At 72.3% G+C, this 26,934-nt stretch carries 28 protein-coding genes and 2 pseudogenes; 23 read left to right on the top strand and 7 right to left on the bottom strand.

What is annotated here, in order from left to right:
* The first annotated feature begins 137 nt into the window (after positions 1–137).
* Together K1J57_RS33215 and K1J57_RS33210 are read left to right on the top strand one after the other, a co-directional pair.
* Positions 138–1,673 carry an ATP-dependent RecD-like DNA helicase gene (locus K1J57_RS33215; protein ID WP_220566161.1) on the top strand — a complete coding sequence of 512 codons (1,536 nt, stop codon included), beginning with the start codon at positions 138–140 and terminating at the stop codon, positions 1,671–1,673.
* 663 nt (positions 1,674–2,336) lie between these two features.
* Positions 2,337–2,558 carry a hypothetical protein gene (locus K1J57_RS33210; RefSeq protein WP_220566160.1) on the top strand — a complete coding sequence of 74 codons (222 nt, stop codon included), beginning with the start codon at positions 2,337–2,339 and terminating at the stop codon, positions 2,556–2,558.
* Positions 2,559–2,988: 430 nt separating this feature from the next.
* Here the strand turns inward: K1J57_RS33210 and K1J57_RS33205 are convergent, their stop codons facing one another.
* A complete protein-coding gene (locus K1J57_RS33205) occupies positions 2,989–3,348 on the bottom strand; it encodes a hypothetical protein (RefSeq protein ID WP_220566154.1) in 360 nt (119 codons plus the stop codon).
* Positions 3,349–3,497: 149 nt separating this feature from the next.
* Here K1J57_RS33205 and K1J57_RS33200 point away from each other — a divergent pair, with 149 nt between their 5' ends.
* From K1J57_RS33200 to K1J57_RS33190, 3 genes are all read left to right on the top strand, one after another.
* Entirely contained in the window at positions 3,498–4,904 is a 1,407-nt protein-coding gene (locus tag K1J57_RS33200) for a DUF2637 domain-containing protein (protein WP_220566153.1), read from the top strand.
* A 359-nt stretch (positions 4,905–5,263) separates the two neighbouring features.
* Positions 5,264–6,040, top strand: coding sequence for a ParA family protein (locus K1J57_RS33195; protein WP_220566152.1), 777 nt, complete (start codon positions 5,264–5,266; stop codon positions 6,038–6,040).
* Positions 6,037–6,384 (top strand): hypothetical protein, encoded by a 348-nt coding sequence (locus K1J57_RS33190; RefSeq protein ID WP_220566151.1) that lies wholly within the window; start codon positions 6,037–6,039, stop codon positions 6,382–6,384. The genes K1J57_RS33195 and K1J57_RS33190 overlap by 4 nt, the downstream gene beginning before the upstream one ends.
* A gap of 376 nt (positions 6,385–6,760) precedes the next feature.
* On the opposite strand, the gene K1J57_RS33185 is transcribed toward K1J57_RS33190, so the two are convergent.
* Together K1J57_RS33185 and K1J57_RS33180 are read right to left on the bottom strand one after the other, a co-directional pair.
* The gene (locus K1J57_RS33185) at positions 6,761–7,090 is read right to left on the bottom strand and encodes a type II toxin-antitoxin system PemK/MazF family toxin (protein ID WP_220566150.1); all 330 of its coding nucleotides are present in this window, start codon (positions 7,088–7,090) and stop codon (positions 6,761–6,763) included.
* Positions 7,087–7,419 (bottom strand): hypothetical protein, encoded by a 333-nt coding sequence (locus tag K1J57_RS33180; RefSeq protein WP_255647304.1) that lies wholly within the window; start codon positions 7,417–7,419, stop codon positions 7,087–7,089. Before K1J57_RS33180 ends, K1J57_RS33185 begins: the two co-directional genes overlap by 4 nt.
* A 476-nt stretch (positions 7,420–7,895) precedes the next feature.
* Between K1J57_RS33180 and K1J57_RS33175 the strand changes: the two genes are divergently transcribed.
* The 7 genes and pseudogenes from K1J57_RS33175 (at position 7,896) to K1J57_RS34100 (ending at position 15,145) form a co-directional block, all read left to right on the top strand.
* Entirely contained in the window at positions 7,896–8,549 is a 654-nt protein-coding gene (locus K1J57_RS33175) for a hypothetical protein (RefSeq protein ID WP_220566159.1), read from the top strand.
* Positions 8,546–9,034: a hypothetical protein gene (locus K1J57_RS33170; protein WP_220566158.1), complete on the top strand. Its 489-nt coding sequence runs from the start codon at positions 8,546–8,548 to the stop codon at positions 9,032–9,034. Before K1J57_RS33175 ends, K1J57_RS33170 begins: the two co-directional genes overlap by 4 nt.
* Before the next feature lie 86 nt (positions 9,035–9,120).
* Positions 9,121–10,450: pseudogene (dnaB, locus tag K1J57_RS33165) on the top strand (replicative DNA helicase).
* A 355-nt stretch (positions 10,451–10,805) separates the two neighbouring features.
* The gene (locus K1J57_RS33910; protein WP_255647301.1) at positions 10,806–10,931 is read left to right on the top strand and encodes a hypothetical protein; all 126 of its coding nucleotides are present in this window, start codon (positions 10,806–10,808) and stop codon (positions 10,929–10,931) included.
* A gap of 132 nt (positions 10,932–11,063) precedes the next feature.
* Positions 11,064–11,243, top strand: a complete 180-nt coding sequence (locus tag K1J57_RS33160; protein WP_220566148.1) for a hypothetical protein — start codon at positions 11,064–11,066, stop codon at positions 11,241–11,243.
* Between the two features lie 176 nt (positions 11,244–11,419).
* Positions 11,420–11,920 (top strand): hypothetical protein, encoded by a 501-nt coding sequence (locus K1J57_RS33155; RefSeq protein ID WP_255647303.1) that lies wholly within the window; start codon positions 11,420–11,422, stop codon positions 11,918–11,920.
* 39 nt (positions 11,921–11,959) lie between these two features.
* Positions 11,960–15,145 carry an AAA family ATPase gene (locus K1J57_RS34100; protein WP_220566156.1) on the top strand — a complete coding sequence of 1,062 codons (3,186 nt, stop codon included), beginning with the start codon at positions 11,960–11,962 and terminating at the stop codon, positions 15,143–15,145.
* Between the two features lie 7 nt (positions 15,146–15,152).
* Here K1J57_RS34100 and K1J57_RS33145 read toward each other — a convergent pair whose 3' ends face one another.
* Both K1J57_RS33145 and K1J57_RS33140 read right to left on the bottom strand, forming a co-directional pair.
* The gene (locus K1J57_RS33145; protein ID WP_220566155.1) at positions 15,153–16,463 is read right to left on the bottom strand and encodes a hypothetical protein; all 1,311 of its coding nucleotides are present in this window, start codon (positions 16,461–16,463) and stop codon (positions 15,153–15,155) included.
* Entirely contained in the window at positions 16,460–16,819 is a 360-nt protein-coding gene (locus tag K1J57_RS33140) for a hypothetical protein (protein WP_220566154.1), read from the bottom strand. The genes K1J57_RS33145 and K1J57_RS33140 overlap by 4 nt, the downstream gene beginning before the upstream one ends.
* Before the next feature lie 149 nt (positions 16,820–16,968).
* Here K1J57_RS33140 and K1J57_RS33135 point away from each other — a divergent pair, with 149 nt between their 5' ends.
* The 3 genes from K1J57_RS33135 (at position 16,969) to K1J57_RS33125 (ending at position 19,855) form a co-directional block, all read left to right on the top strand.
* Positions 16,969–18,375, top strand: coding sequence for a DUF2637 domain-containing protein (locus tag K1J57_RS33135; RefSeq protein ID WP_220566153.1), 1,407 nt, complete (start codon positions 16,969–16,971; stop codon positions 18,373–18,375).
* A gap of 359 nt (positions 18,376–18,734) precedes the next feature.
* Entirely contained in the window at positions 18,735–19,511 is a 777-nt protein-coding gene (locus K1J57_RS33130; protein ID WP_220566152.1) for a ParA family protein, read from the top strand.
* Positions 19,508–19,855, top strand: a complete 348-nt coding sequence (locus tag K1J57_RS33125; RefSeq protein WP_220566151.1) for a hypothetical protein — start codon at positions 19,508–19,510, stop codon at positions 19,853–19,855. Before K1J57_RS33130 ends, K1J57_RS33125 begins: the two co-directional genes overlap by 4 nt.
* A gap of 376 nt (positions 19,856–20,231) precedes the next feature.
* Here the strand turns inward: K1J57_RS33125 and K1J57_RS33120 are convergent, their stop codons facing one another.
* Together K1J57_RS33120 and K1J57_RS33115 are read right to left on the bottom strand one after the other, a co-directional pair.
* Positions 20,232–20,561 carry a type II toxin-antitoxin system PemK/MazF family toxin gene (locus K1J57_RS33120; RefSeq protein WP_220566150.1) on the bottom strand — a complete coding sequence of 110 codons (330 nt, stop codon included), beginning with the start codon at positions 20,559–20,561 and terminating at the stop codon, positions 20,232–20,234.
* Positions 20,558–20,890 (bottom strand): hypothetical protein, encoded by a 333-nt coding sequence (locus K1J57_RS33115; protein WP_255647302.1) that lies wholly within the window; start codon positions 20,888–20,890, stop codon positions 20,558–20,560. The genes K1J57_RS33120 and K1J57_RS33115 overlap by 4 nt, the downstream gene beginning before the upstream one ends.
* Positions 20,891–21,366: 476 nt before the next feature.
* Here K1J57_RS33115 and K1J57_RS33110 point away from each other — a divergent pair, with 476 nt between their 5' ends.
* The 8 genes and pseudogenes from K1J57_RS33110 to K1J57_RS33890 form a co-directional block, all read left to right on the top strand.
* The gene (locus tag K1J57_RS33110) at positions 21,367–22,503 is read left to right on the top strand and encodes a hypothetical protein (RefSeq protein ID WP_220566149.1); all 1,137 of its coding nucleotides are present in this window, start codon (positions 21,367–21,369) and stop codon (positions 22,501–22,503) included.
* An 86-nt stretch (positions 22,504–22,589) separates the two neighbouring features.
* Positions 22,590–23,384, top strand: a pseudogene (locus K1J57_RS34240) (DnaB-like helicase N-terminal domain-containing protein); the annotation flags it as partial.
* 70 nt (positions 23,385–23,454) lie between these two features.
* On the top strand, positions 23,455–23,919 hold the full coding sequence (locus tag K1J57_RS34235; protein ID WP_370634705.1) for a DnaB-like helicase C-terminal domain-containing protein: 465 nt from the start codon (positions 23,455–23,457) through the stop codon (positions 23,917–23,919).
* A gap of 355 nt (positions 23,920–24,274) precedes the next feature.
* Positions 24,275–24,400, top strand: coding sequence for a hypothetical protein (locus tag K1J57_RS33895; RefSeq protein ID WP_255647301.1), 126 nt, complete (start codon positions 24,275–24,277; stop codon positions 24,398–24,400).
* Between the two features lie 132 nt (positions 24,401–24,532).
* Entirely contained in the window at positions 24,533–24,712 is a 180-nt protein-coding gene (locus K1J57_RS33100) for a hypothetical protein (RefSeq protein ID WP_220566148.1), read from the top strand.
* Between the two features lie 172 nt (positions 24,713–24,884).
* Positions 24,885–25,388 carry a hypothetical protein gene (locus K1J57_RS33095; RefSeq protein WP_220566147.1) on the top strand — a complete coding sequence of 168 codons (504 nt, stop codon included), beginning with the start codon at positions 24,885–24,887 and terminating at the stop codon, positions 25,386–25,388.
* Between the two features lie 39 nt (positions 25,389–25,427).
* Entirely contained in the window at positions 25,428–26,207 is a 780-nt protein-coding gene (locus K1J57_RS33090; protein WP_220566146.1) for a relaxase domain-containing protein, read from the top strand.
* Positions 26,110–26,934, top strand: an 825-nt coding sequence (locus tag K1J57_RS33890) for a relaxase domain-containing protein (RefSeq protein WP_305082825.1), incomplete at its 3' end; no start/stop codon positions are given. The genes K1J57_RS33090 and K1J57_RS33890, both read left to right, overlap by 98 nt.

Here is a 26,934-nt window from a genome sequence, read left to right as displayed (position 1 = left end):
TCGGACCGTGCGGTGGTGCTGCCCACGGTGGAGGGTGCGCACCTGTCCAACGCGGTGCGGGTGAGTTCGGCCGACATCGTGGAGGCCGAGCGCACCATCACCGGTTCGGCGCAGCGGCGCCTGGGCCAGGGGCCGCGGTGGTGGCGCCGGAGCGGGTGGCGGCGGTGCTGGAGGCGTTCGAGGCCGAGCGCGGGTTCGCGTTGTCGGCGGAGCAGCGGGGTGTGGCCGAGCGGTTGATGGGCGCCGGGCACGGTGTGGACCTGGTGCGGGGTGTGGCCGGGGCCGGCAAGACCACGCTGATGAGCGCGGTGTACGCAGGCTGGCAGCAGGCCGGGTACCGGGTGGCGGGGGCGGCGACCGCTGCGGTGGCCGCGGCCAATCTGCAGGCGGAGTCGGGGATCGCCTCCAGCACGGTGGCGGCGTGGGTGTCGCGGATCTCTTCGGGTGAGGGCCTGGAGGGGGTGGATGTGCTGGTCGTGGACGAGGCGGCGATGGTCGACGACCGGTCCATGGCGGTGCTGGTCGGGGAGGCCGAGCGCACCGGCACCAAGGTGGTGGGCATCGGCGACCCGGCCCAGCTGGAAGCGGTCGGGGTCGGCGGGACGTTCGCGGCGGTGCACACCCTGGTGCGGGGCCAGACGCTGACGGAGAACCGTCGGCAGAGCGATGCGGTGGACCAGCAGGCCCTGCGGGCGTGGCTGGACGGGGCCCGGGAGAGCGCCCTGGCAGTGTGGGGGCGGGCGGGGCGGGTGCACGCCGCCAAGCGGGCGTTCGAGGCTCATGAGGCCATCGCCCGGGCGTGGTGGGCCGACCGGGCCCCGGTTGAGGACCGGTTCCAGGCGGTGCAGGACGTGCTGGTCCTGGCGGCCCGCAACAGCGATGTGGAGGAGCTCAACCACCGGATGCGGGTCCTGGCACGCCAGGGCGGCCACCTGGCCGGGGACGAGGAGCGGTTCGCGCTGGCCGGCGGGGGGCGTCTGGCGTTGGCGGCCGGTGACGCGGTGCGGGTGCGCCGCAACGACTACCGGTCGCGGCGCGGTGAGGGCGAGGACGTCCTCAACGGGTTCCGCGGGGTGGTGGCCGAGGTGGACGCCCGGCGCGGGGCCCGGGTGGAGTGGCGGCGCCAGGGGCGGGTGCACAGCGCGTGGATCGGCCCTGAGGCGATCGCGCGGGGGGACCTGAGTCTGGGGTATGCGATGACGATCGCGGCGGCCCAGGGGCTGACGTGCGAGCGTGTGCACGTGTACGGGGTGGGGGCCGACGCCAGGTCGCTGTACCCGGCGATGACGCGCTCGCGCAAGCGCGCGGACCTGTACCTGGCCGGTGAGGCGCTGGCCGATCCCGCGCTGCGCGGGCGGTTGAAGGACGCGTCCGGCGACAAGGAGGTCGTGCGGGCGTGCATCTCGGCGTACGCGCGCACGCTGGCCGTGCGCCAAGAGGGGCTGGTCATCGACGAACTGGACCAGGCTCCCGCCCCCGCCGCGGCTTCGGGTGCCGGTCCGGTGGCTCCTGCCCAGGAGGCCCCGGTGGCCTCGGCCCCGCAGAAGGCCCGCCCCCTGGATGCGCCGGTGCCGCTCAGCCGCGCCCTGGGGCTGAAGAAGGGGGCGGGGCGCTCCCAAGGACCGCGCCTGCCTCCCCCCGGGGCCCCGCGCCGCCGAGGTCCGCAGGTGTAACACCCCGCTACCTATACGGCGTATAGGTAGCGGGGTCGTTGTCCTCCACCAACTCCCACAGGAGAGCACCGGCGGCATGGGCCGCCCGTTCCTGGGGGCCCCACGCGTGGGAGGTGTACCAGGAGCGGATCTGGTCGGCGGTGCGGACCAGGGCGGTAAGCGCCCTCCGGCACCCCGCGGCAGGGGTGGTGCGCGGTGCGGCGCACAGGGCCCGGGCCGCCTCGCGCACCTGTGCGGCCAGGACGGTGGGGACGGCGGCCACCGGCGGCCGTCCCGCGTGGGACCACTGCCGTGCTGCGCTGGCCAGCGGCGGCCGCCACGGTTCGGGGGCGGCCAGGGGCAGGGCGGTGAAGGCGTCCGACAGGGCGGCGGCCACTGCGGCCCGCTGCCCGCCGTCCAGGTATGGCCAGTCCCTGGCCACCTCCTCCACCACAGTGGCCAGGGCTAAGCCAGGGAGCCGCCGCGGCCGCCGGATCCGGGAGCACCGGCGCCCCGGCGAAACGTGCGCGCACCCGGGGCAGGGACAGGTCCGGGGCCAGGGAACCGCCGGAGAACCACACCGGTTCCCCACTGTCGAGGCGATCGCGGTCCAGAGCCAGGGCGTAGCCCACCACCGGGTCGGCGCCGCGGCGGCGCAGCAGCACCCCGCGGCCGGTCAGGGCGGTGAAGAACCCGGCCTCGGTGCGGGCGGCGGCGGCCGCGCGGCGGGCCTCCTCCTCCAGAACGGCGCGGGTGGGCCGCTCCCAGCCCTGGCGGCGCGCCTTCTCGGTCTCCCCGCGGGACGGGGCGGGGGCGGAGGTGCGGTCGGAGGCGCTGGTGGGGCGCAGCCCCAGCTCGTCCTCCAGCTCCCGGCACGCGGTGCGCAGGCGCAGGGCATCGTTGTGAATGTCAGGGGTGGCGTCGTCCTGGCGGGCCAGGGTGGCCAGCAGGTGGATGTGGTGGCTCTCGACCCCGTCATGGCGCACCGCGACCCACCGGCACGCGCGGGCGTCACCGGCGGGGGCCACGCCTGCGGCGTCGGCCAGGCGGCGGGCGATGTGCGCCCACTGGGCGTCGTCCAGAGGGTGGTCGGTGGGGGCGACGCGCACGGCGCAGTGCCAGACGTGGTGGCGCCCCCGGGGGCGTACGAACCGGTCCAGGCGGCGGGCCAGCACCGCCAGGTCTGCGGCCGGGGAGGGGGAGCGCCCGGGGTCGGGGACGGCCAGGGTGCGCCAGGCCGCCACCAGATGGGGATCGATGTGCTCGTTGGCGCTTCCGGGCCCGTACAGGTAGTCGAGCAGGCCCCGGGTGTCCTTGCCGCGCATGACCTTGGCGATCACGTTTGGGCCCCGGCCACGGCGTCGCCGGCGTCCTCCAGGGCCTGGGCTGCGGCCTCCAGGCGCTCCAGCAGCCCGGGCTCGGGGTCGGTGCCGATGCGCAAGGCCAGGGCCTCCAGGGCGTTGACGGCATCGTTGAGGGCGATGAGGCTCTGGCGGGCGTCGGGGGCGATGGCCAGCTCCTGGCGGGCCACGCCCAAGGCGGCGTGGGCGGCGAACCCGCTCACGGTCATGCCCTGCTCTTGGGCGGCCCGGGCCAGCAGGGTGTGCTCGTCGTCGCTGAGGCTGAGCTTGACGAAGTGGTCGCGGCGTACCCCCGTCCTGCGGTCGCCGCGTCGGCGCTGGGTCGTGTCGGCCACCGTGGGTTCCTCCGGCACAGGGGTGGGCGGGTCCGGTCGGCTGTGGCCACCCAGGGGTGGTCACAGGGGGTGGCCATGGCCACCCGGGCACGGGGTTGTGGCCGGATTCTGACACACTCGTCCAGATTCGTGATGCTGGGGAGAGACCGATGCCCGACTTGCCATCCACCGCGTCCTGGTGGCTGATCTGCGCCCTGGCCCTGGCCGTGACCGGAGCCCTGGTGTGGGGGGTGCGCCGGGCCACGACCCGCGCCGCCCGCCCCGGCCGGCGTGCGGGCGCGGTGCCGCTGCACGGCGGCTATCTGGCGGCCACCGCGGTCATCGCGGTGGTGGCGCTGGGGTTGATCCTGGTGGCGTTCACCATGAGCTACGCGGCGCTGTACGAGGCCGCCACCTGGCTGGCCCACACCCAGCTGCACGCGATCAACGGCGGTGACCTGCGGTTCCTGTTCCCGTTGGGCATCGACGCGGTCATCGTCTACTTCCTGGCCATGGACCTGCTCATGGAGTGGCAGGGGCGTCGGCACGCGCTGAACCGGTGGGCGGCCTATGCGCTGTCGGCGATCACGATCATCTTGAACGTGTCCCAGGGGGACGGGTCCACCGCCTCCTACCTGGGCCACGCCGGCCCGCCCATCGTCATCATCCTCATCGCCGAGGGGGTCGCGGCGTGGATCCGGCACCTGGCCGGGCTCGCGCACGGCCAGGCCGCCGACCGGATCCCCGCAGGGCGGTGGATCGCCCACCCGGTCTCCACTTTGAAGGTGGTGCGGCTCATGCTGGGGTGGGGCATCACCTCCTATCCGCAGGCCCTGGAGCACGAGCAGCGCCGCCAGTTGGCCTACGCCATGCTGCGCGAACAGCACGGCCGCACCTGGCGGCGGCACACTCCCCGCCATCTGCGGTGGATGCTGGACAACGGCTACGAGCTGGACACCGCCTTCGAGCTGACCCGGGCCATGACCTCGGCCACGGTGGCCATGACCGCCACCGAGGTCCAGCACCTGGCCACCCCCGGTGGCCAGGCCCTCGGCCACGCTCTGGCCGCGCCCTCGGAGGCGGAAGACGAGGGGAACGCCGCACCGTACCGGGAGGAGGCTGGGAACCAGGAGGCCACGCCTGTGGCCCCTGCGCAGGAGGAGCCGGCCCACGCCGCCCCGGTGACCGATCGAGCATCTGCGGCGTCGGCCGCGCAGGTGGCCCCCGCTCCGGTTGCGCTGCCCGAGCAAGTTCTGGCCGAGACCGCTCCCACCCCATCGTTCCGCCCCGAACCGGTGTCCCAGACGGAGCCTGAACCTGCACCGACGCCCACCCTGGGAGTGTTGTCGCCGGAGCAGAAACGCCGCCGGGTGCAAGAACTTCTGGTCACCCACCCGGAGATGACCGACGCCGAGCTCGCCGAACAGATTGGCTCCTCACCGCGTACCGCACGCCGCTACCGGGCCGAGCTCGGCTACCACCGCTCTCCGGTGGCCACCCGTGGCCACACCCCGAGCGATGACGGCCAACGGGGCGGCCGGAACCGGGAACCGGAAACCGTGCCCGCCCACCCCTGAACCCGTGGCCGCACGCCCCGATCACGACGGCGCCGGGGTGGCCACTTGAGACCGTCCGCTCGGCCAAGCATGACTAAAGGACCGCACACTCGTGGCCACGGCCCTGGGCTCAGGTCTGAAGGGTGTTCACCGGCGGCGCCTGGGCCCTGCCGAGGTCCGTGCTGCGAAGCCGACGCCGGCCCTTCCCGGGGCTGCCCCCACAAGAGATCGGATCGCGCCCAAGTCCTCTCCAAAAGAAGGCCGCGAACGGGGACCGCTCCGGTCGACAGGCCTCCTGCCTCGAGTGATACGCCTCGCACAAGTGATACGCGTGCGTGTCGTCGCACGCGTATCACTGGTGCGAGGCGTACGTTCGCCCCATGGACATCTACGACCTGATCAACCAGAAGGGCGGCGTCGGCAAGACCGCGTCGGCCATCTCCCTGGGGGGTGCGATGGCCGATGCGGGGGAGCGTGTGCTCCTGGTCGACCTGGACCCCCAGGGCCACCTCACCGACGCGCTGGGTGTGCCGGAGTCGCCCGACGACGCGACCCTGTCGCAGGCGATCCTGGGCGAGTGGGAGGGCCATCCGCGCGAGCTGGTGGTGGCCTACCGCGAACGCCTGCACGTACTGCCCACGTCGCTGGACATGTTCCTGCTCGACCGGGGGCTGTACATGAGCCAGGGGCGCGAGCACCGCCTGGCCCGGGTCCTGCAGCGTTTGGAGGACGACTACGACGTGTGCCTCATCGACTGCCCTCCCTCCCTGGGGGCGACCACCGACGCCGCCCTGGTCGCGGCCCGCAGCAGGGAGGGACACCGGGGCGGCCTCATCGTCCCGGTGGAGGCCGAGGACTCCTCGATCCGGGCGCTGCGGTTGCTGCTGCGGCAGATCGGCACCCTGAGCCAGGTCATGGGCGTGGACATCGACGTCCTGGGACTGGTGCCCTCGCGGTTCGACGTACGCGACGGGGCCATGGTCACCAGCGTGCTGGAGTCCTTCCGGGCCCTGGGTGCGCCGCCGGTGATCGCCGAGATCCGCAAGCGCAAGGAGGTCCGCGAGGCATGGCGGGAGAAGGTCCCGGTGACCGAGTACGCCCCCGACTCCGAAGTCGCCGGCTGGTTCCGGGACCTGGCCAAGGCGGTGCGCGGATGAGCGCGGCGAAGAGGAAGGCGGCCCCCGCCCCGGACATGGGCGGGCTCACCGACGACTGGCAGAAGATGACCTCTCTGCGCCAGGGCGAGCACGGCCGGCAGGAGGCGCCGACGCCGGCCGCCCCGGACAGGGCCCCCGCGCCGGAGGCCTCTCGATCCGGCCCCGGGGCCATGACCCGGCGCAGCTGGTACGCCAGCGCAGACGCCGTGGAGGCTCTGGCCAAGGCGGTGGACGACATCCACCACGCCACCCGAGCGCCCAAACACGCCGTCGTGTCCGAGCTGTTCCGAGTCGCGGCGGCGGCGGCCCCGCACGTGCAGCAGAAGCTCGCCCCAAAGGAGTGATACGCGTGATACTCCTCGCACGAGTGCTATGCGTCGCACTCGTGCGAGGGGTATCACGCACGGCCACAACGGCGCGGGGCCCGAAAACGGGGCTGCACAGCAGGTACCCACAAGGCCGAGAACAGCCCCGAGCCGGTGAGCGTCGCACCTTCGCACGCGTGCTACAAGTGCTACCCGTATCACGCGTGCGAGACCGTGGGGCAGGGGACGCCAAGTGAGGCCCGAGGGGGCACGGGGGCGGGCGCCAGAGCGATTTCTGGCCCACGATAAGTGGGCCTTATCGCGGGTCAGGCATGGATCCAGGGCGGCCTGGGCCGCAAGGCCCCGGGGAGCCCGCCACGCGCCCAGGGGCCGCGCGGGGCCCGGGCGCACCGCCTCAGGACAGGTCGAGGGCGGCTTTGAGCCCGGCGGCGACCCGGGTCATGGTGGCGTGGCTCAGCACCCCGACGTCCTCCAGCAGCTCATCGGCGAACAGCAGGGTGATCTCGTCGCACAGCACGTACCCGCGCAGCGGGGCATCGGCCGGCCCCAGAGGCACCACGGTGGTGCGCTCCTGCTTGCGGGTGGTGGTCAGGCGCACCGCCAGGCAGTCCCCGAGGTTGCGGTTGCGGTGGTTGTTGGAGACCACCGCGTAGGGCTTGCGCTGCTGCTCGCCCTCCTCGGTGTCCAGGTAGACCCAGTAGACGCGGCCCCGGACCGGGGTCATCGGTCTCCCTCCGGAGAGCTCCGGCGCCGGCGGCGCAGTGCGGCCCGCACCGCCCGGTCCTCGTCGTCCTGTTCAGCGGCGATGGCCTGGTACTCGGCCTCCAGCACCTGCTCCTGCAGTGCCTGGCGGCCTACCTCGATCAGGGCGGCCAGGGCGGCCGCCTCCGAGAGCTGGCCGGCGCCGGAGGGCAGGCGGATGCCGCCGCGGGCGGCGAGCACGGCCAGGGCGTCGTGCTCGGGGGTCCCCGCGGTGCGGGCGGCCTGGACGGTGCGGTCGGTGTCGGGGTCGATGGGCACCGAAGGGCGCCGGATCGTCTGGGTCATGGCCATGCCCCCTACTATGCTGCATTAAGTGCTGCAGAACGTGCTGTTCTCAGTATCGCATGTGGTCCGGTCGCGGCACAGGGGCCCGGATTGTCCTCGTCTGGAGGCCTTTGCGCGTTCCCGTGTGGCGCAGGGGGACCAAGCGCACGGCTGCAGCCCTGAGTGCCCGATGATTCCAGTAGGGTCGTCCCCACGTGCTGTGGGCCTGACCACCCCGCATCACCCCGGACATGACGAAGGCCCGGCGACCAAACCGGGCCTCGTCCAGACAAGCTGGTTGCTCTCACACAGCAACACGGCACAAGCTGGTTGCTCTCACACAGCAACACGGCACTACTAAGTACTGCTCGCCCCTGCAATAGATATCGGCCACTGTAGCCGATGGGGGAGCGGTCGGGCACCTCTTGGGTACCTGAAAACGCCGTGAGCTGTGTGGGGGCGGCCTAGAAAGCAGCCTCATGCCTACCCGCCCCGAAGCCCCCGTGCACTCCGAGGAAGCGGAGTTCCTCGGCCCCAACGACGATCGCTGGTACCGCACCCAGATCCCCGACTGGATCGCGCTGTGCCCGCAGGTGAACCACACCGCGTACCGGCTCTACGTCATCATCCGCAGCCTGATCCTGGAGAAGCAGCCGAAGAAGGTCCGGCTGCTCAGCCACGAGCAGCTCGCGTTCCTGCTGCCCGGCCCGAACGGCAAACCTTCCGGGGTGCGGACCGTCAAGGACGCCCTCCAGGTCCTCACCGAGGTCGGCCTGATCAGCAACCCCGACGGAGAACGCATCATCACCTCCTCCGGCAAGGGCACGATCCGCACGCGGCGCCGGTACCAGCTTCACGACTGGCCGACCGCCGAACTCGCCCTGAAGGTCTGGCGCAACGCCTTCGACAAGCTCGATGCGTTCACTGAGGACTGGCGCGAGACCAGAACCGATGTTTTCGCAGGTGAGGACGTCGGGCGGAATTCCGCCCCTCGAACCGAGCAGCCCTGTGACACCGCTCAGGCCTCCGCCGTGCCCACCCCCGACGGAGCTACAGCGGAGACGTTTCCGCAGGTCAGTTCGTCGGGCGGAATTCCGCCAAGGCTGGGCGAGATTCCGCCCGACGTCGGCGAAATTCCGCACGCCACGCCGACGTGACCAGCGACGACGCGACCTCCCTTAAGCAGTTTCCTGAAGGAAGTCCTTCCTCCTCCTCAGGTGGCACGCAGGACTCACGTGAGGAAGAGGAGGAACAGCCTTCGGCTCGAACGACGGGCGTCACCCCCCTGGACCTGGTCCTGGCGGCTACCGACGCGACCGAGGCCGAGGCCCGGGAGCTGGTGGAGATCCTGCGGCCGGAAGCCAAAAAGTCTCTGGGCGGCTTCATCCGCACGCTGGCGGACCGGGGGGACCTGAGCCACCGGTTGTGGCTGCTGCGGCGCGAGCGTGTGCCTCAGCCCCGCACAGGCGCATCTGAGGCCGCGGGGCCCGACGCGGTGTGTGCTGAGCACCGCGAGCCGCTGGACTGCCCGGTGTGCGTGGTGCTGCACCCGCGCATGGCCCAGAGGCTGCTCGACCGGTTCGGGCCGGTGCGCCGTCCGGACCTGGCCGCCCGCCTGGCACCAGCCGACGCCTCTTCCTGATTCGCCCTGGACACACCACAGGGGCCCGGACACCGCCTGCAGGCTGAGCGCCCGGCCTCTCCCACCCATGGGATGGAAACGCTCGCATGAGCCCACACGAGGACACCCGCGTCCCGCCGCACGACCTCCAGGCCGAGCAGTCCGTGCTCGGCGGGATGATGCTCTCCGCCGACGCCGCCGTGGACGTCATGGCGGTCCTGGCGGCCGGGCACTTCTACCGGCCCGCGCACCAGGTCATCTACACCACGATCTGCTCGCTCATGGACCAGGGCGAGCCCGTAGACGTGGTCTCGGTCAACGCCGAGCTCACCCGCCGCGGCGAGTCGGAACGCGTCGGCGGCGCCCTGTACCTGTACACCCTGGCCAACGCCGTCCCCACCGCCGCGAACGCCGGCTACTACGCCCGCATCGTGTTCGACCACGCCCTGCTGCGCCGCCTGATCGAGGTCGGCACCCGCGCGGCCCAGCTGGGCTACGCCGCCCAGGGCGACCCGGTGGACCTGGTGGACGCCGTCCAGGGCGAGATCCTCGCGATCACCCAGACCCAGACCAAAGAGGAAGACCCGCTGCTAGGCCGACTACCTGCCCGCCGCGATGGACCGCATCGAACAGCGCGCGGCCCAGGGCGGCGGCCTCCAAGGGCTGCCGACCGGGTTCGCTGACCTGGACGCCCTCACCAGCGGCCTGCTGGCCGGTCAGATGATCGTGATCGGCGCCCGCCCGGCAGTCGGCAAGACCACCCTGGCTCTGGACATGGCCCGCGAGGCCGCCTTCCGGGCCGGGGCGACCGTGGCGTTCTTCTCCCTGGAGATGGGCGAGGAGGAGATCGTCGACCGGATGCTCTCAGCCGAGGCACGGGTGCCATTGCACGGCATTAAGTCCGGGATGGTGAAGGACTACCACTGGGAGGCCCTCCGGGCGGTGATGCCTGTGATCAGCGACTCGAAGCTGGTGATCAAGACCGGGGTGAGCCAGCTCGCCCAGATCCGCGCGGCGTGCCGGCGTATCAAGCGGTCCCTGGGACTGCGGATGGTCGTGGTCGACTACCTCCAGCTCGTTCAGACCGACGGCCGCTACGACAGCAAGCAGCAGGAGGTCACCGAGATCTCCCGCGCATTGAAGCTGCTGGCCCAAGAGCTGGGGATCACCATGGTGGCACTGTCCCAGCTCAACCGCAGGTCCGAGGACCGCGCAGGCAAGAGGCCGCAGATGTCGGACCTGCGCGAGAGCGGCGCGATCGAGCAGGACAGCGACATCGTGATCCTGTTGCACCGCGAGGACCTGCACGACAAGGACTCCCCGCGCTCGGGCGAGGCCGACCTGCTCGTGGTCAAGCACCGCAACGGCCCTACCTGCGACATCACGGTGGCGTTCCAAGGGCACTACAGCCGCTTCGTGGACATGCACCACAGGTAGTCGGGACCCGGAATACAACAGGGCCGGCAGTGACCGTCACGTGGTCGACCCAGGCCTCCTCCACGGCCACCCTTGCCCTTCTGAGAGGAAGAGCAAGTTATAGAGAAGAGTTACTCAAGGAGTTTTCGCAGGTAATGCCCTGGTCCTGGTTGTGGGCGGGGCTGGTGTGGGCTCAGGTGGTCTGGGTTGCGGTCAGAGGGTTCAGGCCGGGGCGGTGGTGGGGCGGCCTCGGTGCGTGTGTGCGGGTGAGCGGGGTGTTTCTTGCGGGCGGGGCGCGGGCCCGGCGGGGGCTGGTGTGCGCGCAGGGATCTCCGATCCACAGGGAAAGACACCGAAACCCGAGAAGGGAAGCACCATGCGAGAGAAGATCAAGAACGTCGTCCGCCGGATGGCCATCGTGATGGACGGGTGGTCGTGTGGCCACTGCGGCACCTGGAACAGCGACGGTGCGTCTGCCTGCCAGGGCTGCGGCAAGAGCTGAAAATCCCCGGCTCGGGGGTTTGAACCTCCCCGAATAGGGTAGAACATACAGTGAGAGGCCGGGGCGTTCGCCAGCCGGACGCCCCGGACCCCGCACCTTGAGAACTCCACAGAGAGCCACGGGAGGCCAGAGATGGACCCGGACGAGCGCATGAACCCGGCAACGCTCCGTAGCGAGCTGGGGGAGACCGCGCAGGGCTTCAGGGACTGGGCCAACGGCCCGGACCGGACCGAGGAGCCGACGCCCGCCCCGGACGCCCCGAAGGGGTTCACGCCGGGGAGGACGATCCCGCTCAAGACCCCGATGCACTGAGGGGCCGAGTGGGAAGGCTCCGCCCGGCGGGTGGCCCCCGCCGGGCCCGCGCCCCGCCCGCAAGAAGGGTGAGTGCGCAGGTATCACTCCAAGAGGTACCTCAGCGTGTCGTGATTGGTGGGGGTGTGGGAGAGTATGCGCGGATCGGGTTGCGGGACAGGGGGCGGGTGGGATGGGTGAGCGGTCCCAGCGCGGCGTGGCTAGGCCTGGTGTCGTTGAAGGAGTGGGCGGCCGAGGTGGGCTACAGCCACGGGTACGCGGTGCACGTGATGCCGCGGGCCTATCCGGGGTTCCCGGCTCCGGAGCGTCACCGTACGGGGGTGACGGCCAAGGGCGGGGGCGGGGGCAGTGCCCTGTACGACCCGGCCAAGTTGGAGCCGTTCCGGCCGCGGCGGCCAGCGCCGGTGGAGCTTGCCGAGGAGGACCTGGACCGGCAGGTGACGCTGGGGGGGTTCGCGAAGCTGATCGGGGTGGACGGGCGCAGCCTGACCCAGATCAAGGACGACCGGCCCGACACGTTGCCGCCCACGGTGGACGGGCGGCGGTGGTATCCGCGGGCGCGGTTCTTCGCCCGGGACCTTTTGCTGATGTGGAACAGCCGTCCCGGTCCGGGGCCGGGGTCGGACAAGCGGCGGCCGCCGCTGCCCTGGACGGAGCCCGGGGGCGGGCGGGGCTGAGGCGCTCCTGCGTCGGGGGCGGTGCACGGTGCGGGTCGGGTGGACGAAGGGGAGGTGGGGCGGGTGGCGTGGGTGACGACGCTGGGCCCGGACGCCTCCCAGGTTGACTACCGGCTGCAGAGCCAGTGCGGGTGCGACCACGCCGACCACGACCACGGCCACAGCGCTGAGCAGGGTGGGCAGGACCGGCAGGCGGACTACCGGCTGTACGGGGCGGCGCGGGCGGTGGAGCGGATCGGCGCGGGGTGGGCCGAGTTCGGCGAGCGCTCGGGCACCACGCTGGACGACGAGGCGGCGCTGGAGTCGATGCGCCAGGTGATGGCCGGCCGCGACCCGCGCACGGGTGAGCAGCTCGTCGACCCGAAGATGGCGGTGGACCCGCGGGCCAAGCTGGCGGCCCGGCCGGTGGTGGAGGCGGTCCATGCGGTGGCCGAGGCCGCGCACATGGACCCGGGCGAACTGCTGGGGTCGCCGCGGCTGGCGGCCCGGTTCGCGCGCCTGGAGAAGGGCCTGGTCCGCGACGGTGAGGCGCACCGGGCGCCGGTGGGTGAGCTGGAGGCGATCGCCGAGGCCGCGGGGGTGGATCCGGGTCTGCTGTGGCCGCAGGCGGAGCTGGACCAGGCCAGGGCGCACGCCGATGAGCGGGTTCGGGTCGGCAACCGGGGCTATGACCTGGTGCTGAACGTGCCCAAGAGCTACTCGGGTGCGATAGCGCTGGCCGATGAGGCGACGGCGGCGCGGCTGGAGGAGCTGTACCTGGAGTCGGTGCGCGAGACAGTCACCGACGCGGAGGGGTGGCTGGCCTACGGGATGGCCGGCCACCACGGGGACGGCCAGCGGGCCCGGCGGGTGCAGGCCACGGGGTGGGCCGCCTCGATCACGCTGCACCGGTCGGCGCGCCCGGTCCAGGGGCAGGTGGGGGATCCGCACACGCACGCGCACGTGATGATCCCGAACATGGTCAAGTGCGTCGACGGCACCTGGCGGACGCTGGCCGCGGGTGGGCGTGATCTGCACCGGCACGTGGCGTTGCTGGGGGAGCTGGCCAAGGCGCGGGTGCGGGAGAAGTCGGCGCGCGAGTTCGGGGCGGTGTGGAAGCAGGACGAGCGCACCGGCGAGTGGGAGATCGTCGGGTTCGATCCGGGGTTGCGCGGGTTGTTCAGTTCGCGGTCGCGCCAGATCACCGAGCTGGTGGGCGCGGATGCGTCGCGGGCGCAGAAGCAGGCGGCGGGGCGGGTGCTGGCCCAGGCCAAGGACCCGTTGGGGGAGACCGGGACCGCGCGGCAGGCCTGGCGGGCGCGCGCCGAGGCGGCCGGCTACGACGTGGACGCCCTCGTGGGGCGGGCGCTGTCCGGGCCCGGGGCTGCGCCGGCGGCGCCGGTGCCGTCGCTGGAGGACCTGGTGGCGCGGGTGTGGGATCCCGAGACGGGGGTGACGGCGCACCGCAAGGTGGTCAGCCGGGTCCAGGTGATGGCGGCAGTGACGGCCGCGCTGGGCGGCGGGATCACGAGTGTGTCGCAGGTGGAGGTGCTGACCGACGCGGTCATGGCCTCGGACCGTGCGGTGGTGCTGCCCACGGTGGAGGGTGCGCACCTGTCCAACGCGGTGCGGGTGAGTTCGGCCGACATCGTGGAGGCCGAGCGCACCATCACCGGTTCGGCGCAGCGGCGCCTGGGCCAGGGGGCCGCGGTGGTGGCGCCGGAGCGGGTGGCGGCGGTGCTGGAGGCGTTCGAGGCCGAGCGCGGGTTCGCGTTGTCGGCGGAGCAGCGGGGTGTGGCCGAGCGGTTGATGGGCGCCGGGCACGGTGTGGACCTGGTGCGGGGTGTGGCCGGGGCCGGCAAGACCACGCTGATGAGCGCGGTGTACGCAGGCTGGCAGCAGGCCGGGTACCGGGTGGCGGGGGCGGCGACCGCTGCGGTGGCCGCGGCCAATCTGCAGGCGGAGTCGGGGATCGCCTCCAGCACGGTGGCGGCGTGGGTGTCGCGGATCTCTTCGGGTGAGGGCCTGGAGGGGGTGGATGTGCTGGTCGTGGACGAGGCGGCGATGGTCGACGACCGGTCCATGGCGGTGCTGGTCGGGGAGGCCGAGCGCACCGGCACCAAGGTGGTGGGCATCGGCGACCCGGCCCAGCTGGAAGCGGTCGGGGTCGGCGGGACGTTCGCGGCGGTGCACACCCTGGTGCGGGGCCAGACGCTGACGGAGAACCGTCGGCAGAGCGATGCGGTGGACCAGCAGGCCCTGCGGGCGTGGCTGGACGGGGCCCGGGAGAGCGCCCTGGCAGTGTGGGGGCGGGCGGGGCGGGTGCACGCCGCCAAGCGGGCGTTCGAGGCTCATGAGGCCATCGCCCGGGCGTGGTGGGCCGACCGGGCCCCGGTTGAGGACCGGTTCCAGGCGGTGCAGGACGTGCTGGTCCTGGCGGCCCGCAACAGCGATGTGGAGGAGCTCAACCACCGGATGCGGGTCCTGGCACGCCAGGGCGGCCACCTGGCCGGGGACGAGGAGCGGTTCGCGCTGGCCGGCGGGGGGCGTCTGGCGTTGGCGGCCGGTGACGCGGTGCGGGTGCGCCGCAACGACTACCGGTCGCGGCGCGGTGAGGGCGAGGACGTCCTCAACGGGTTCCGCGGGGTGGTGGCCGAGGTGGACGCCCGGCGCGGGGCCCGGGTGGAGTGGCGGCGCCAGGGGCGGGTGCACAGCGCGTGGATCGGCCCTGAGGCGATCGCGCGGGGGGACCTGAGTCTGGGGTATGCGATGACGATCGCGGCGGCCCAGGGGCTGACGTGCGAGCGTGTGCACGTGTACGGGGTGGGGGCCGACGCCAGGTCGCTGTACCCGGCGATGACGCGCTCGCGCAAGCGCGCGGACCTGTACCTGGCCGGTGAGGCGCTGGCCGATCCCGCGCTGCGCGGGCGGTTGAAGGACGCGTCCGGCGACAAGGAGGTCGTGCGGGCGTGCATCTCGGCGTACGCGCGCACGCTGGCCGTGCGCCAAGAGGGGCTGGTCATCGACGAACTGGACCAGGCTCCCGCCCCCGCCGCGGCTTCGGGTGCCGGTCCGGTGGCTCCTGCCCAGGAGGCCCCGGTGGCCTCGGCCCCGCAGAAGGCCCGCCCCCTGGATGCGCCGGTGCCGCTCAGCCGCGCCCTGGGGCTGAAGAAGGGGGCGGGGCGCTCCCAAGGACCGCGCCTGCCTCCCCCCGGGGCCCCGCGCCGCCGAGGTCCGCAGGTGTAACACCCCGCTACCTATACGGCGTATAGGTAGCGGGGTCGTTGTCCTCCACCAACTCCCACAGGAGAGCACCGGCGGCATGGGCCGCCCGTTCCTGGGGGCCCCACGCGTGGGAGGTGTACCAGGAGCGGATCTGGTCGGCGGTGCGGACCAGGGCGGTAAGCGCCCTCCGGCACCCCGCGGCAGGGGTGGTGCGCGGTGCGGCGCACAGGGCCCGGGCCGCCTCGCGCACCTGTGCGGCCAGGACGGTGGGGACGGCGGCCACCGGCGGCCGTCCCGCGTGGGACCACTGCCGTGCTGCGCTGGCCAGCGGCGGCCGCCACGGTTCGGGGGCGGCCAGGGGCAGGGCGGTGAAGGCGTCCGACAGGGCGGCGGCCACTGCGGCCCGCTGCCCGCCGTCCAGGTATGGCCAGTCCCTGGCCACCTCCTCCACCACAGTGGCCAGGGCCGGCCAGGGAGCCGCCGCGGCCGCCGGATCCGGGAGCACCGGCGCCCCGGCGAAACGTGCGCGCACCCGGGGCAGGGACAGGTCCGGGGCCAGGGAACCGCCGGAGAACCACACCGGTTCCCCACTGTCGAGGCGATCGCGGTCCAGAGCCAGGGCGTAGCCCACCACCGGGTCGGCGCCGCGGCGGCGCAGCAGCACCCCGCGGCCGGTCAGGGCGGTGAAGAACCCGGCCTCGGTGCGGGCGGCGGCGGCCGCGCGGCGGGCCTCCTCCTCCAGAACGGCGCGGGTGGGCCGCTCCCAGCCCTGGCGGCGCGCCTTCTCGGTCTCCCCGCGGGACGGGGCGGGGGCGGAGGTGCGGTCGGAGGCGCTGGTGGGGCGCAGCCCCAGCTCGTCCTCCAGCTCCCGGCACGCGGTGCGCAGGCGCAGGGCATCGTTGTGAATGTCAGGGGTGGCGTCGTCCTGGCGGGCCAGGGTGGCCAGCAGGTGGATGTGGTGGCTCTCGACCCCGTCATGGCGCACCGCGACCCACCGGCACGCGCGGGCGTCACCGGCGGGGGCCACGCCTGCGGCGTCGGCCAGGCGGCGGGCGATGTGCGCCCACTGGGCGTCGTCCAGAGGGTGGTCGGTGGGGGCGACGCGCACGGCGCAGTGCCAGACGTGGTGGCGCCCCCGGGGGCGTACGAACCGGTCCAGGCGGCGGGCCAGCACCGCCAGGTCTGCGGCCGGGGAGGGGGAGCGCCCGGGGTCGGGGACGGCCAGGGTGCGCCAGGCCGCCACCAGATGGGGATCGATGTGCTCGTTGGCGCTTCCGGGCCCGTACAGGTAGTCGAGCAGGCCCCGGGTGTCCTTGCCGCGCATGACCTTGGCGATCACGTTTGGGCCCCGGCCACGGCGTCGCCGGCGTCCTCCAGGGCCTGGGCTGCGGCCTCCAGGCGCTCCAGCAGCCCGGGCTCGGGGTCGGTGCCGATGCGCAAGGCCAGGGCCTCCAGGGCGTTGACGGCATCGTTGAGGGCGATGAGGCTCTGGCGGGCGTCGGGGGCGATGGCCAGCTCCTGGCGGGCCACGCCCAAGGCGGCGTGGGCGGCGAACCCGCTCACGGTCATGCCCTGCTCTTGGGCGGCCCGGGCCAGCAGGGTGTGCTCGTCGTCGCTGAGGCTGAGCTTGACGAAGTGGTCGCGGCGTACCCCCGTCCTGCGGTCGCCGCGTCGGCGCTGGGTCGTGTCGGCCACCGTGGGTTCCTCCGGCACAGGGGTGGGCGGGTCCGGCCGGCTGTGGCCACCCAGGGGTGGTCACAGGGGGTGGCCATGGCCACCCGGGCACGGGGTTGTGGCCGGATTCTGACACACTCGTCCAGATTCGTGATGCTGGGGAGAGACCGATGCCCGACTTGCCATCCACCGCGTCCTGGTGGCTGATCTGCGCCCTGGCCCTGGCCGTGACCGGAGCCCTGGTGTGGGGGGTGCGCCGGGCCACGACCCGCGCCGCCCGCCCCGGCCGGCGTGCGGGCGCGGTGCCGCTGCACGGCGGCTATCTGGCGGCCACCGCGGTCATCGCGGTGGTGGCGCTGGGGTTGATCCTGGTGGCGTTCACCATGAGCTACGCGGCGCTGTACGAGGCCGCCACCTGGCTGGCCCACACCCAGCTGCACGCGATCAACGGCGGTGACCTGCGGTTCCTGTTCCCGTTGGGCATCGACGCGGTCATCGTCTACTTCCTGGCCATGGACCTGCTCATGGAGTGGCAGGGGCGTCGGCACGCGCTGAACCGGTGGGCGGCCTATGCGCTGTCGGCGATCACGATCATCTTGAACGTGTCCCAGGGGGACGGGTCCACCGCCTCCTACCTGGGCCACGCCGGCCCGCCCATCGTCATCATCCTCATCGCCGAGGGGGTCGCGGCGTGGATCCGGCACCTGGCCGGGCTCGCGCACGGCCAGGCCGCCGACCGGATCCCCGCAGGGCGGTGGATCGCCCACCCGGTCTCCACTTTGAAGGTGGTGCGGCTCATGCTGGGGTGGGGCATCACCTCCTATCCGCAGGCCCTGGAGCACGAGCAGCGCCGCCAGTTGGCCTACGCCATGCTGCGCGAACAGCACGGCCGCACCTGGCGGCGGCACACTCCCCGCCATCTGCGGTGGATGCTGGACAACGGCTACGAGCTGGACACCGCCTTCGAGCTGACCCGGGCCATGACCTCGGCCACGGTGGCCATGACCGCCACCGAGGTCCAGCACCTGGCCACCCCCGGTGGCCAGGCCCTCGGCCACGCTCTGGCCGCGCCCTCGGAGGCGGAAGACGAGGGGAACGCCGCACCGTACCGGGAGGAGGCTGGGAACCAGGAGGCCACGCCTGTGGCCCCTGCGCAGGAGGAGCCGGCCCACGCCGCCCCGGTGACCGATCGAGCATCTGCGGCGTCGGCCGCGCAGGTGGCCCCCGCTCCGGTTGCGCTGCCCGAGCAAGTTCTGGCCGAGACCGCTCCCACCCCATCGTTCCGCCCCGAACCGGTGTCCCAGACGGAGCCTGAACCTGCACCGACGCCCACCCTGGGAGTGTTGTCGCCGGAGCAGAAACGCCGCCGGGTGCAAGAACTTCTGGTCACCCACCCGGAGATGACCGACGCCGAGCTCGCCGAACAGATTGGCTCCTCACCGCGTACCGCACGCCGCTACCGGGCCGAGCTCGGCTACCACCGCTCTCCGGTGGCCACCCGTGGCCACACCCCGAGCGATGACGGCCAACGGGGCGGCCGGAACCGGGAACCGGAAACCGTGCCCGCCCACCCCTGAACCCGTGGCCGCACGCCCCGATCACGACGGCGCCGGGGTGGCCACTTGAGACCGTCCGCTCGGCCAAGCATGACTAAAGGACCGCACACTCGTGGCCACGGCCCTGGGCTCAGGTCTGAAGGGTGTTCACCGGCGGCGCCTGGGCCCTGCCGAGGTCCGTGCTGCGAAGCCGACGCCGGCCCTTCCCGGGGCTGCCCCCACAAGAGATCGGATCGCGCCCAAGTCCTCTCCAAAAGAAGGCCGCGAACGGGGACCGCTCCGGTCGACAGGCCTCCTGCCTCGAGTGATACGCCTCGCACAAGTGATACGCGTGCGTGTCGTCGCACGCGTATCACTGGTGCGAGGCGTACGTTCGCCCCATGGACATCTACGACCTGATCAACCAGAAGGGCGGCGTCGGCAAGACCGCGTCGGCCATCTCCCTGGGGGGTGCGATGGCCGATGCGGGGGAGCGTGTGCTCCTGGTCGACCTGGACCCCCAGGGCCACCTCACCGACGCGCTGGGTGTGCCGGAGTCGCCCGACGACGCGACCCTGTCGCAGGCGATCCTGGGCGAGTGGGAGGGCCATCCGCGCGAGCTGGTGGTGGCCTACCGCGAACGCCTGCACGTACTGCCCACGTCGCTGGACATGTTCCTGCTCGACCGGGGGCTGTACATGAGCCAGGGGCGCGAGCACCGCCTGGCCCGGGTCCTGCAGCGTTTGGAGGACGACTACGACGTGTGCCTCATCGACTGCCCTCCCTCCCTGGGGGCGACCACCGACGCCGCCCTGGTCGCGGCCCGCAGCAGGGAGGGACACCGGGGCGGCCTCATCGTCCCGGTGGAGGCCGAGGACTCCTCGATCCGGGCGCTGCGGTTGCTGCTGCGGCAGATCGGCACCCTGAGCCAGGTCATGGGCGTGGACATCGACGTCCTGGGACTGGTGCCCTCGCGGTTCGACGTACGCGACGGGGCCATGGTCACCAGCGTGCTGGAGTCCTTCCGGGCCCTGGGTGCGCCGCCGGTGATCGCCGAGATCCGCAAGCGCAAGGAGGTCCGCGAGGCATGGCGGGAGAAGGTCCCGGTGACCGAGTACGCCCCCGACTCCGAAGTCGCCGGCTGGTTCCGGGACCTGGCCAAGGCGGTGCGCGGATGAGCGCGGCGAAGAGGAAGGCGGCCCCCGCCCCGGACATGGGCGGGCTCACCGACGACTGGCAGAAGATGACCTCTCTGCGCCAGGGCGAGCACGGCCGGCAGGAGGCGCCGACGCCGGCCGCCCCGGACAGGGCCCCCGCGCCGGAGGCCTCTCGATCCGGCCCCGGGGCCATGACCCGGCGCAGCTGGTACGCCAGCGCAGACGCCGTGGAGGCTCTGGCCAAGGCGGTGGACGACATCCACCACGCCACCCGAGCGCCCAAACACGCCGTCGTGTCCGAGCTGTTCCGAGTCGCGGCGGCGGCGGCCCCGCACGTGCAGCAGAAGCTCGCCCCAAAGGAGTGATACGCGTGATACTCCTCGCACGAGTGCTATGCGTCGCACTCGTGCGAGGGGTATCACGCACGGCCACAACGGCGCGGGGCCCGAAAACGGGGCTGCACAGCAGGTACCCACAAGGCCGAGAACAGCCCCGAGCCGGTGAGCGTCGCACCTTCGCACGCGTGCTACAAGTGCTACCCGTATCACGCGTGCGAGACCGTGGGGCAGGGGACGCCAAGTGAGGCCCGAGGGGGCACGGGGGCGGGCGCCAGAGCGATTTCTGGCCCACGATAAGTGGGCCTTATCGCGGGTCAGGCATGGATCCAGGGCGGCCTGGGCCGCAAGGCCCCGGGGAGCCCGCCACGCGCCCAGGGGCCGCGCGGGGCCCGGGCGCACCGCCTCAGGACAGGTCGAGGGCGGCTTTGAGCCCGGCGGCGACCCGGGTCATGGTGGCGTGGCTCAGCACCCCGACGTCCTCCAGCAGCTCATCGGCGAACAGCAGGGTGATCTCGTCGCACAGCACGTACCCGCGCAGCGGGGCATCGGCCGGCCCCAGAGGCACCACGGTGGTGCGCTCCTGCTTGCGGGTGGTGGTCAGGCGCACCGCCAGGCAGTCCCCGAGGTTGCGGTTGCGGTGGTTGTTGGAGACCACCGCGTAGGGCTTGCGCTGCTGCTCGCCCTCCTCGGTGTCCAGGTAGACCCAGTAGACGCGGCCCCGGACCGGGGTCATCGGTCTCCCTCCGGAGAGCTCCGGCGCCGGCGGCGCGGTGCGGCCCGCACCGCCCGGTCCTCGTCGTCCTGTTCAGCGGCGATGGCCTGGTACTCGGCCTCCAGCACCTGCTCCTGCAGTGCCTGGCGGCCTACCTCGATCAGGGCGGCCAGGGCGGCCGCCTCCGAGAGCTGGCCGGCGCCGGAGGGCAGGCGGATGCCGCCGCGGGCGGCGAGCACGGCCAGGGCGTCGTGCTCGGGGGTCCCCGCGGTGCGGGCGGCCTGGACGGTGCGGTCGGTGTCGGGGTCGATGGGCACCGAAGGGCGCCGGATCGTCTGGGTCATGGCCATGCCCCCTACTATGCTGCATTAAGTGCTGCAGAACGTGCTGTTCTCAGTATCGCATGTGGTCCGGTCGCGGCACAGGGGCCCGGATTGTCCTCGTCTGGAGGCCTTTGCGCGTTCCCGTGTGGCGCAGGGGGACCAAGCGCACGGCTGCAGCCCTGAGTGCCCGATGATTCCAGTAGGGTCGTCCCCACGTGCTGTGGGCCTGACCACCCCGCATCACCCCGGACATGACGAAGGCCCGGCGACCAAACCGGGCCTCGTCCAGACAAGCTGGTTGCTCTCACACAGCAACACGGCACAAGCTGGTTGCTCTCACACAGCAACACGGCACTACTAAGTACTGCTCGCCCCTGCAATAGATATCGGCCACTGTAGCCGATGGGGGAGCGGTCGGGCACCTCTTGGGTACCTGAAAACGCCGTGAGCTGTGTGGGGGCGGCCTAGAAAGCAGCCTCATGCCTACCCGCCCCGAAGCCCCCGTGCACTCCGAGGAAGCGGAGTTCCTCGGCCCCAACGACGATCGCTGGTACCGCACCCAGATCCCCGACTGGATCGCGCTGTGCCCGCAGGTGAACCACACCGCGTACCGGCTCTACGTCATCATCCGCAGCCTGATCCTGGAGAAGCAGCCGAAGAAGGTCCGGCTGCTCAGCCACGAGCAGCTCGCGTTCCTGCTGCCCGGCCCGAACGGCAAACCTTCCGGGGTGCGGACCGTCAAGGACGCCCTCCAGGTCCTCACCGAGGTCGGCCTGATCAGCAACCCCGACGGAGAACGCATCATCACCTCCTCCGGCAAGGGCACGATCCGCACGCGGCGCCGGTACCAGCTTCACGACTGGCCGACCGCCGAACTCGCCCTGAAGGTCTGGCGCAACGCCTTCGACAAGCTCGATGCGTTCACTGAGGACTGGCGCGAGACCAGAACCGATGTTTTCGCAGGTGAGGACGTCGGGCGGAATTCCGCCCCTCGAACCGAGCAGCCCTGTGACACCGCTCAGGCCTCCGCCGTGCCCACCCCCGACGGAGCCGGCGGAGACGTTTCCGCAGGTCAGTTCGTCGGGCGGAATTCCGCCAAGGCTGGGCGAGATTCCGCCCGACGTCGGCGAAATTCCGCACGCCACGCCGACGTGACCAGCGACGACGCGACCTCCCTTAAGCAGTTTCCTGAAGGAAGTCCTTCCTCCTCCTCAGGTGGCACGCAGGACTCACGTGAGGAAGAGGAGGAACAGCCTTCGGCTCGAACGACGGGCGTCACCCCCCTGGACCTGGTCCTGGCGGCTACCGACGCGACCGAGGCCGAGGCCCGGGAGCTGGTGGAGATCCTGCGGCCGGAAGCCAAAAAGTCTCTGGGCGGCTTCATCCGCACGCTGGCGGACCGGGGGGACCTGAGCCACCGGTTGTGGCTGCTGCGGCGCGAGCGTGTGCCTCAGCCCCGCACAGGCGCATCTGAGGCCGCGGGGCCCGACGCGGTGTGTGCTGAGCACCGCGAGCCGCTGGACTGCCCGGTGTGCGTGGTGCTGCACCCGCGCATGGCCCAGAGGCTGCTCGACCGGTTCGGGCCGGTGCGCCGTCCGGACCTGGCCGCCCGCCTGGCACCAGCCGACGCCTCTTCCTGATTCGCCCTGGACACACCACAGGGGCCCGGACACCGCCTGCAGGCTGAGCGCCCGGCCTCTCCCACCCATGGGATGGAAACGCTCGCATGAGCCCACACGAGGACACCCGCGTCCCGCCGCACGACCTCCAGGCCGAGCAGTCCGTGCTCGGCGGGATGATGCTCTCCGCCGACGCCGCCGTGGACGTCATGGCGGTCCTGGCGGCCGGGCACTTCTACCGGCCCGCGCACCAGGTCATCTACACCACGATCTGCTCGCTCATGGACCAGGGCGAGCCCGTAGACGTGGTCTCGGTCAACGCCGAGCTCACCCGCCGCGGCGAGTCGGAACGCGTCGGCGGCGCCCTGTACCTGTACACCCTGGCCAACGCCGTCCCCACCGCCGCGAACGCCGGCTACTACGCCCGCATCGTGTTCGACCACGCCCTGCTGCGCCGCCTGATCGAGGTCGGCACCCGCGCGGCCCAGCTGGGCTACGCCGCCCAGGGCGACCCGGTGGACCTGGTGGACGCCGTCCAGGGCGAGATCCTCGCGATCACCCAGACCCAGACCAAAGAGGAAGACCCGCTGCCGGCCGACTACCTGCCCGCCGCGATGGACCGCATCGAACAGCGCGCGGCCCAGGGCGGCGGCCTCCAAGGGCTGCCGACCGGGTTCGCTGACCTGGACGCCCTCACCAGCGGCCTGCTGGCCGGTCAGATGATCGTGATCGGCGCCCGCCCGGCAGTCGGCAAGACCACCCTGGCTCTGGACATGGCCCGCGAGGCCGCCTTCCGGGCCGGGGCGACCGTGGCGTTCTTCTCCCTGGAGATGGGCGAGGAGGAGATCGTCGACCGGATGCTCTCAGCCGAGGCACGGGTGCCATTGCACGGCATTAAGTCCGGGATGGTGAAGGACTACCACTGGGAGGCCCTCCGGGCGGTGATGCCTGTGATCAGCGACTCGAGAGCTGGTGATCAAGACCGGGGTGAGCCAGCTCGCCCAGATCCGCGCGGCGTGCCGGCGTATCAAGCGGTCCCTGGGACTGCGGATGGTCGTGGTCGACTACCTCCAGCTCGTTCAGACCGACGGCCGCTACGACAGCAAGCAGCAGGAGGTCACCGAGATCTCCCGCGCATTGAAGCTGCTGGCCCAAGAGCTGGGGATCACCATGGTGGCACTGTCCCAGCTCAACCGCAGGTCCGAGGACCGCGCAGGCAAGAGGCCGCAGATGTCGGACCTGCGCGAGAGCGGCGCGATCGAGCAGGACAGCGACATCGTGATCCTGTTGCACCGCGAGGACCTGCACGACAAGGACTCCCCGCGCTCGGGCGAGGCCGACCTGCTCGTGGTCAAGCACCGCAACGGCCCTACCTGCGACATCACGGTGGCGTTCCAAGGGCACTACAGCCGCTTCGTGGACATGCACCACAGGTAGTCGGGACCCGGAATACAACAGGGCCGGCAGTGACCGTCACGTGGTCGACCCAGGCCTCCTCCACGGCCACCCTTGCCCTTCTGAGAGGAAGAGCAAGTTATAGAGAAGAGTTACTCAAGGAGTTTTCGCAGGTAATGCCCTGGTCCTGGTTGTGGGCGGGGCTGGTGTGGGCTCAGGTGGTCTGGGTTGCGGTCAGAGGGTTCAGGCCGGGGCGGTGGTGGGGCGGCCTCGGTGCGTGTGTGCGGGTGAGCGGGGTGTTTCTTGCGGGCGGGGCGCGGGCCCGGCGGGGGCTGGTGTGCGCGCAGGGATCTCCGATCCACAGGGAAAGACACCGAAACCCGAGAAGGGAAGCACCATGCGAGAGAAGATCAAGAACGTCGTCCGCCGGATGGCCATCGTGATGGACGGGTGGTCGTGTGGCCACTGCGGCACCTGGAACAGCGACGGTGCGTCTGCCTGCCAGGGCTGCGGCAAGAGCTGAAAATCCCCGGCTCGGGGGTTTGAACCTCCCCGAATAGGGTAGAACATACAGTGAGAGGCCGGGGCGTTCGCCAGCCGGACGCCCCGGACCCCGCACCTTGAGAACTCCACAGAGAGCCACGGGAGGCCAGAGATGGACCCGGACGAGCGCATGAACCCGGCAACGCTCCGTAGCGAGCTGGGGGAGACCGCGCAGGGCTTCAGGGACTGGGCCAACGGCCCGGACCGGACCGAGGAGCCGACGCCCGCCCCGGACGCCCCGAAGGGGTTCACGCCGGGGAGGACGATCCCGCTCAAGACCCCGATGCACTGAGGGGCCGAGTGGGAAGGCTCCGCCCGGCGGGTGGCCCCCGCCGGGCCCGCGCCCCGCCCGCAAGAAGGGTGAGTGCGCAGGTATCACTCCAAGAGGTACCTCAGCGTGTCGTGATTGGTGGGGGTGTGGGAGAGTATGCGCGGATCGGGTTGCGGGACAGGGGGCGGGTGGGATGGGTGAGCGGTCCCAGCGCGGCGTGGCCGGCCTGGTGTCGTTGAAGGAGTGGGCGGCCGAGGTGGGCTACAGCCACGGGTACGCGGTGCACGTGATGCCGCGGGCCTATCCGGGGTTCCCGGCTCCGGAGCGTCACCGTACGGGGGTGACGGCCAAGGGCGGGGGCGGGGGCAGTGCCCTGTACGACCCGGCCAAGTTGGAGCCGTTCCGGCCGCGGCGGCCAGCGCCGGTGGAGCTTGCCGAGGAGGACCTGGACCGGCAGGTGACGCTGGGGGGGTTCGCGAAGCTGATCGGGGTGGACGGGCGCAGCCTGACCCAGATCAAGGACGACCGGCCCGACACGTTGCCGCCCACGGTGGACGGGCGGCGGTGGTATCCGCGGGCGCGGTTCTTCGCCCGGGACCTTTTGCTGATGTGGAACAGCCGTCCCGGTCCGGGGCCGGGGTCGGACAAGCGGCGGCCGCCGCTGCCCTGGACGGAGCCCGGGGGCGGGCGGGGCTGAGGCGCTCCTGCGTCGGGGGCGGTGCACGGTGCGGGTCGGGTGGACGAAGGGGAGGTGGGGCGGGTGGCGTGGGTGACGACGCTGGGCCCGGACGCCTCCCAGGTTGACTACCGGCTGCAGAGCCAGTGCGGGTGCGACCACGCCGACCACGACCACGGCCACAGCGCTGAGCAGGGTGGGCAGGACCGGCAGGCGGACTACCGGCTGTACGGGGCGGCGCGGGCGGTGGAGCGGATCGGCGCGGGGTGGGCCGAGTTCGGCGAGCGCTCGGGCACCACGCTGGACGACGAGGCGGCGCTGGAGTCGATGCGCCAGGTGATGGCCGGCCGCGACCCGCGCACGGGTGAGCAGCTCGTCGACCCGAAGATGGCGGTGGACCCGCGGGCCAAGCTGGCGGCCCGGCCGGTGGTGGAGGCGGTCCATGCGGTGGCCGAGGCCGCGCACATGGACCCGGGCGAACTGCTGGGGTCGCCGCGGCTGGCGGCCCGGTTCGCGCGCCTGGAGAAGGGCCTGGTCCGCGACGGTGAGGCGCACCGGGCGCCGGTGGGTGAGCTGGAGGCGATCGCCGAGGCCGCGGGGGTGGATCCGGGTCTGCTGTGGCCGCAGGCGGAGCTGGACCAGGCCAGGGCGCACGCCGATGAGCGGGTTCGGGTCGGCAACCGGGGCTATGACCTGGTGCTGAACGTGCCCAAGAGCTACTCGGGTGCGATAGCGCTGGCCGATGAGGCGACGGCGGCGCGGCTGGAGGAGCTGTACCTGGAGTCGGTGCGCGAGACAGTCACCGACGCGGAGGGGTGGCTGGCCTACGGGATGGCTTAGCCACCACGGGGACGGCCAGCGGGCCCGGCGGGTGCAGGCCACGGGGTGGGCCGCCTCGATCACGCTGCACCGGTCGGCGCGCCCGGTCCAGGGGCAGGTGGGGGATCCGCACACGCACGCGCACGTGATGATCCCGAACATGGTCAAGTGCGTCGACGGCACCTGGCGGACGCTGGCCGCGGGTGGGCGTGATCTGCACCGGCACGTGGCGTTGCTGGGGGAGCTGGCCAAGGCGCGGGTGCGGGAGAAGTCGGCGCGCGAGTTCGGGGCGGTGTGGAAGCAGGACGAGCGCACCGGCGAGTGGGAGATCGTCGGGTTCGATCCGGGGTTGCGCGGGTTGTTCAGTTCGCGGTCGCGCCAGATCACCGAGCTGGTGGGCGCGGATGCGTCGCGGGCGCAGAAGCAGGCGGCGGGGCGGGTGCTGGCCCAGGCCAAGGACCCGTTGGGGGAGACCGGGACCGCGCGGCAGGCCTGGCGGGCGCGCGCCGAGGCGGCCGGCTACGACGTGGACGCCCTCGTGGGGCGGGCGCTGTCCGGGCCCGGGGCTGCGCCGGCGGCGCCGGTGCCGTCGCTGGAGGACCTGGTGGCGCGGGTGTGGGATCCCGAGACGGGGGTGACGGCGCACCGCAAGGTGGTCAGCCGGGTCCAGGTGATGGCGGCAGTGACGGCCGCGCTGGGCGGCGGGATCACGAGTGTGTCGCAGGTGGAGGTGCTGACCGACGCGGTC

This window comes from Nocardiopsis sp. MT53 (assembly GCF_019598965.1).
Taxonomy (GTDB): domain Bacteria; phylum Actinomycetota; class Actinomycetes; order Streptosporangiales; family Streptosporangiaceae; genus Nocardiopsis; species Nocardiopsis changdeensis.
The sequence above is the reverse complement of the archived record's forward strand: the minus strand, read 5'-3'. Positions and strand labels throughout refer to the sequence as shown.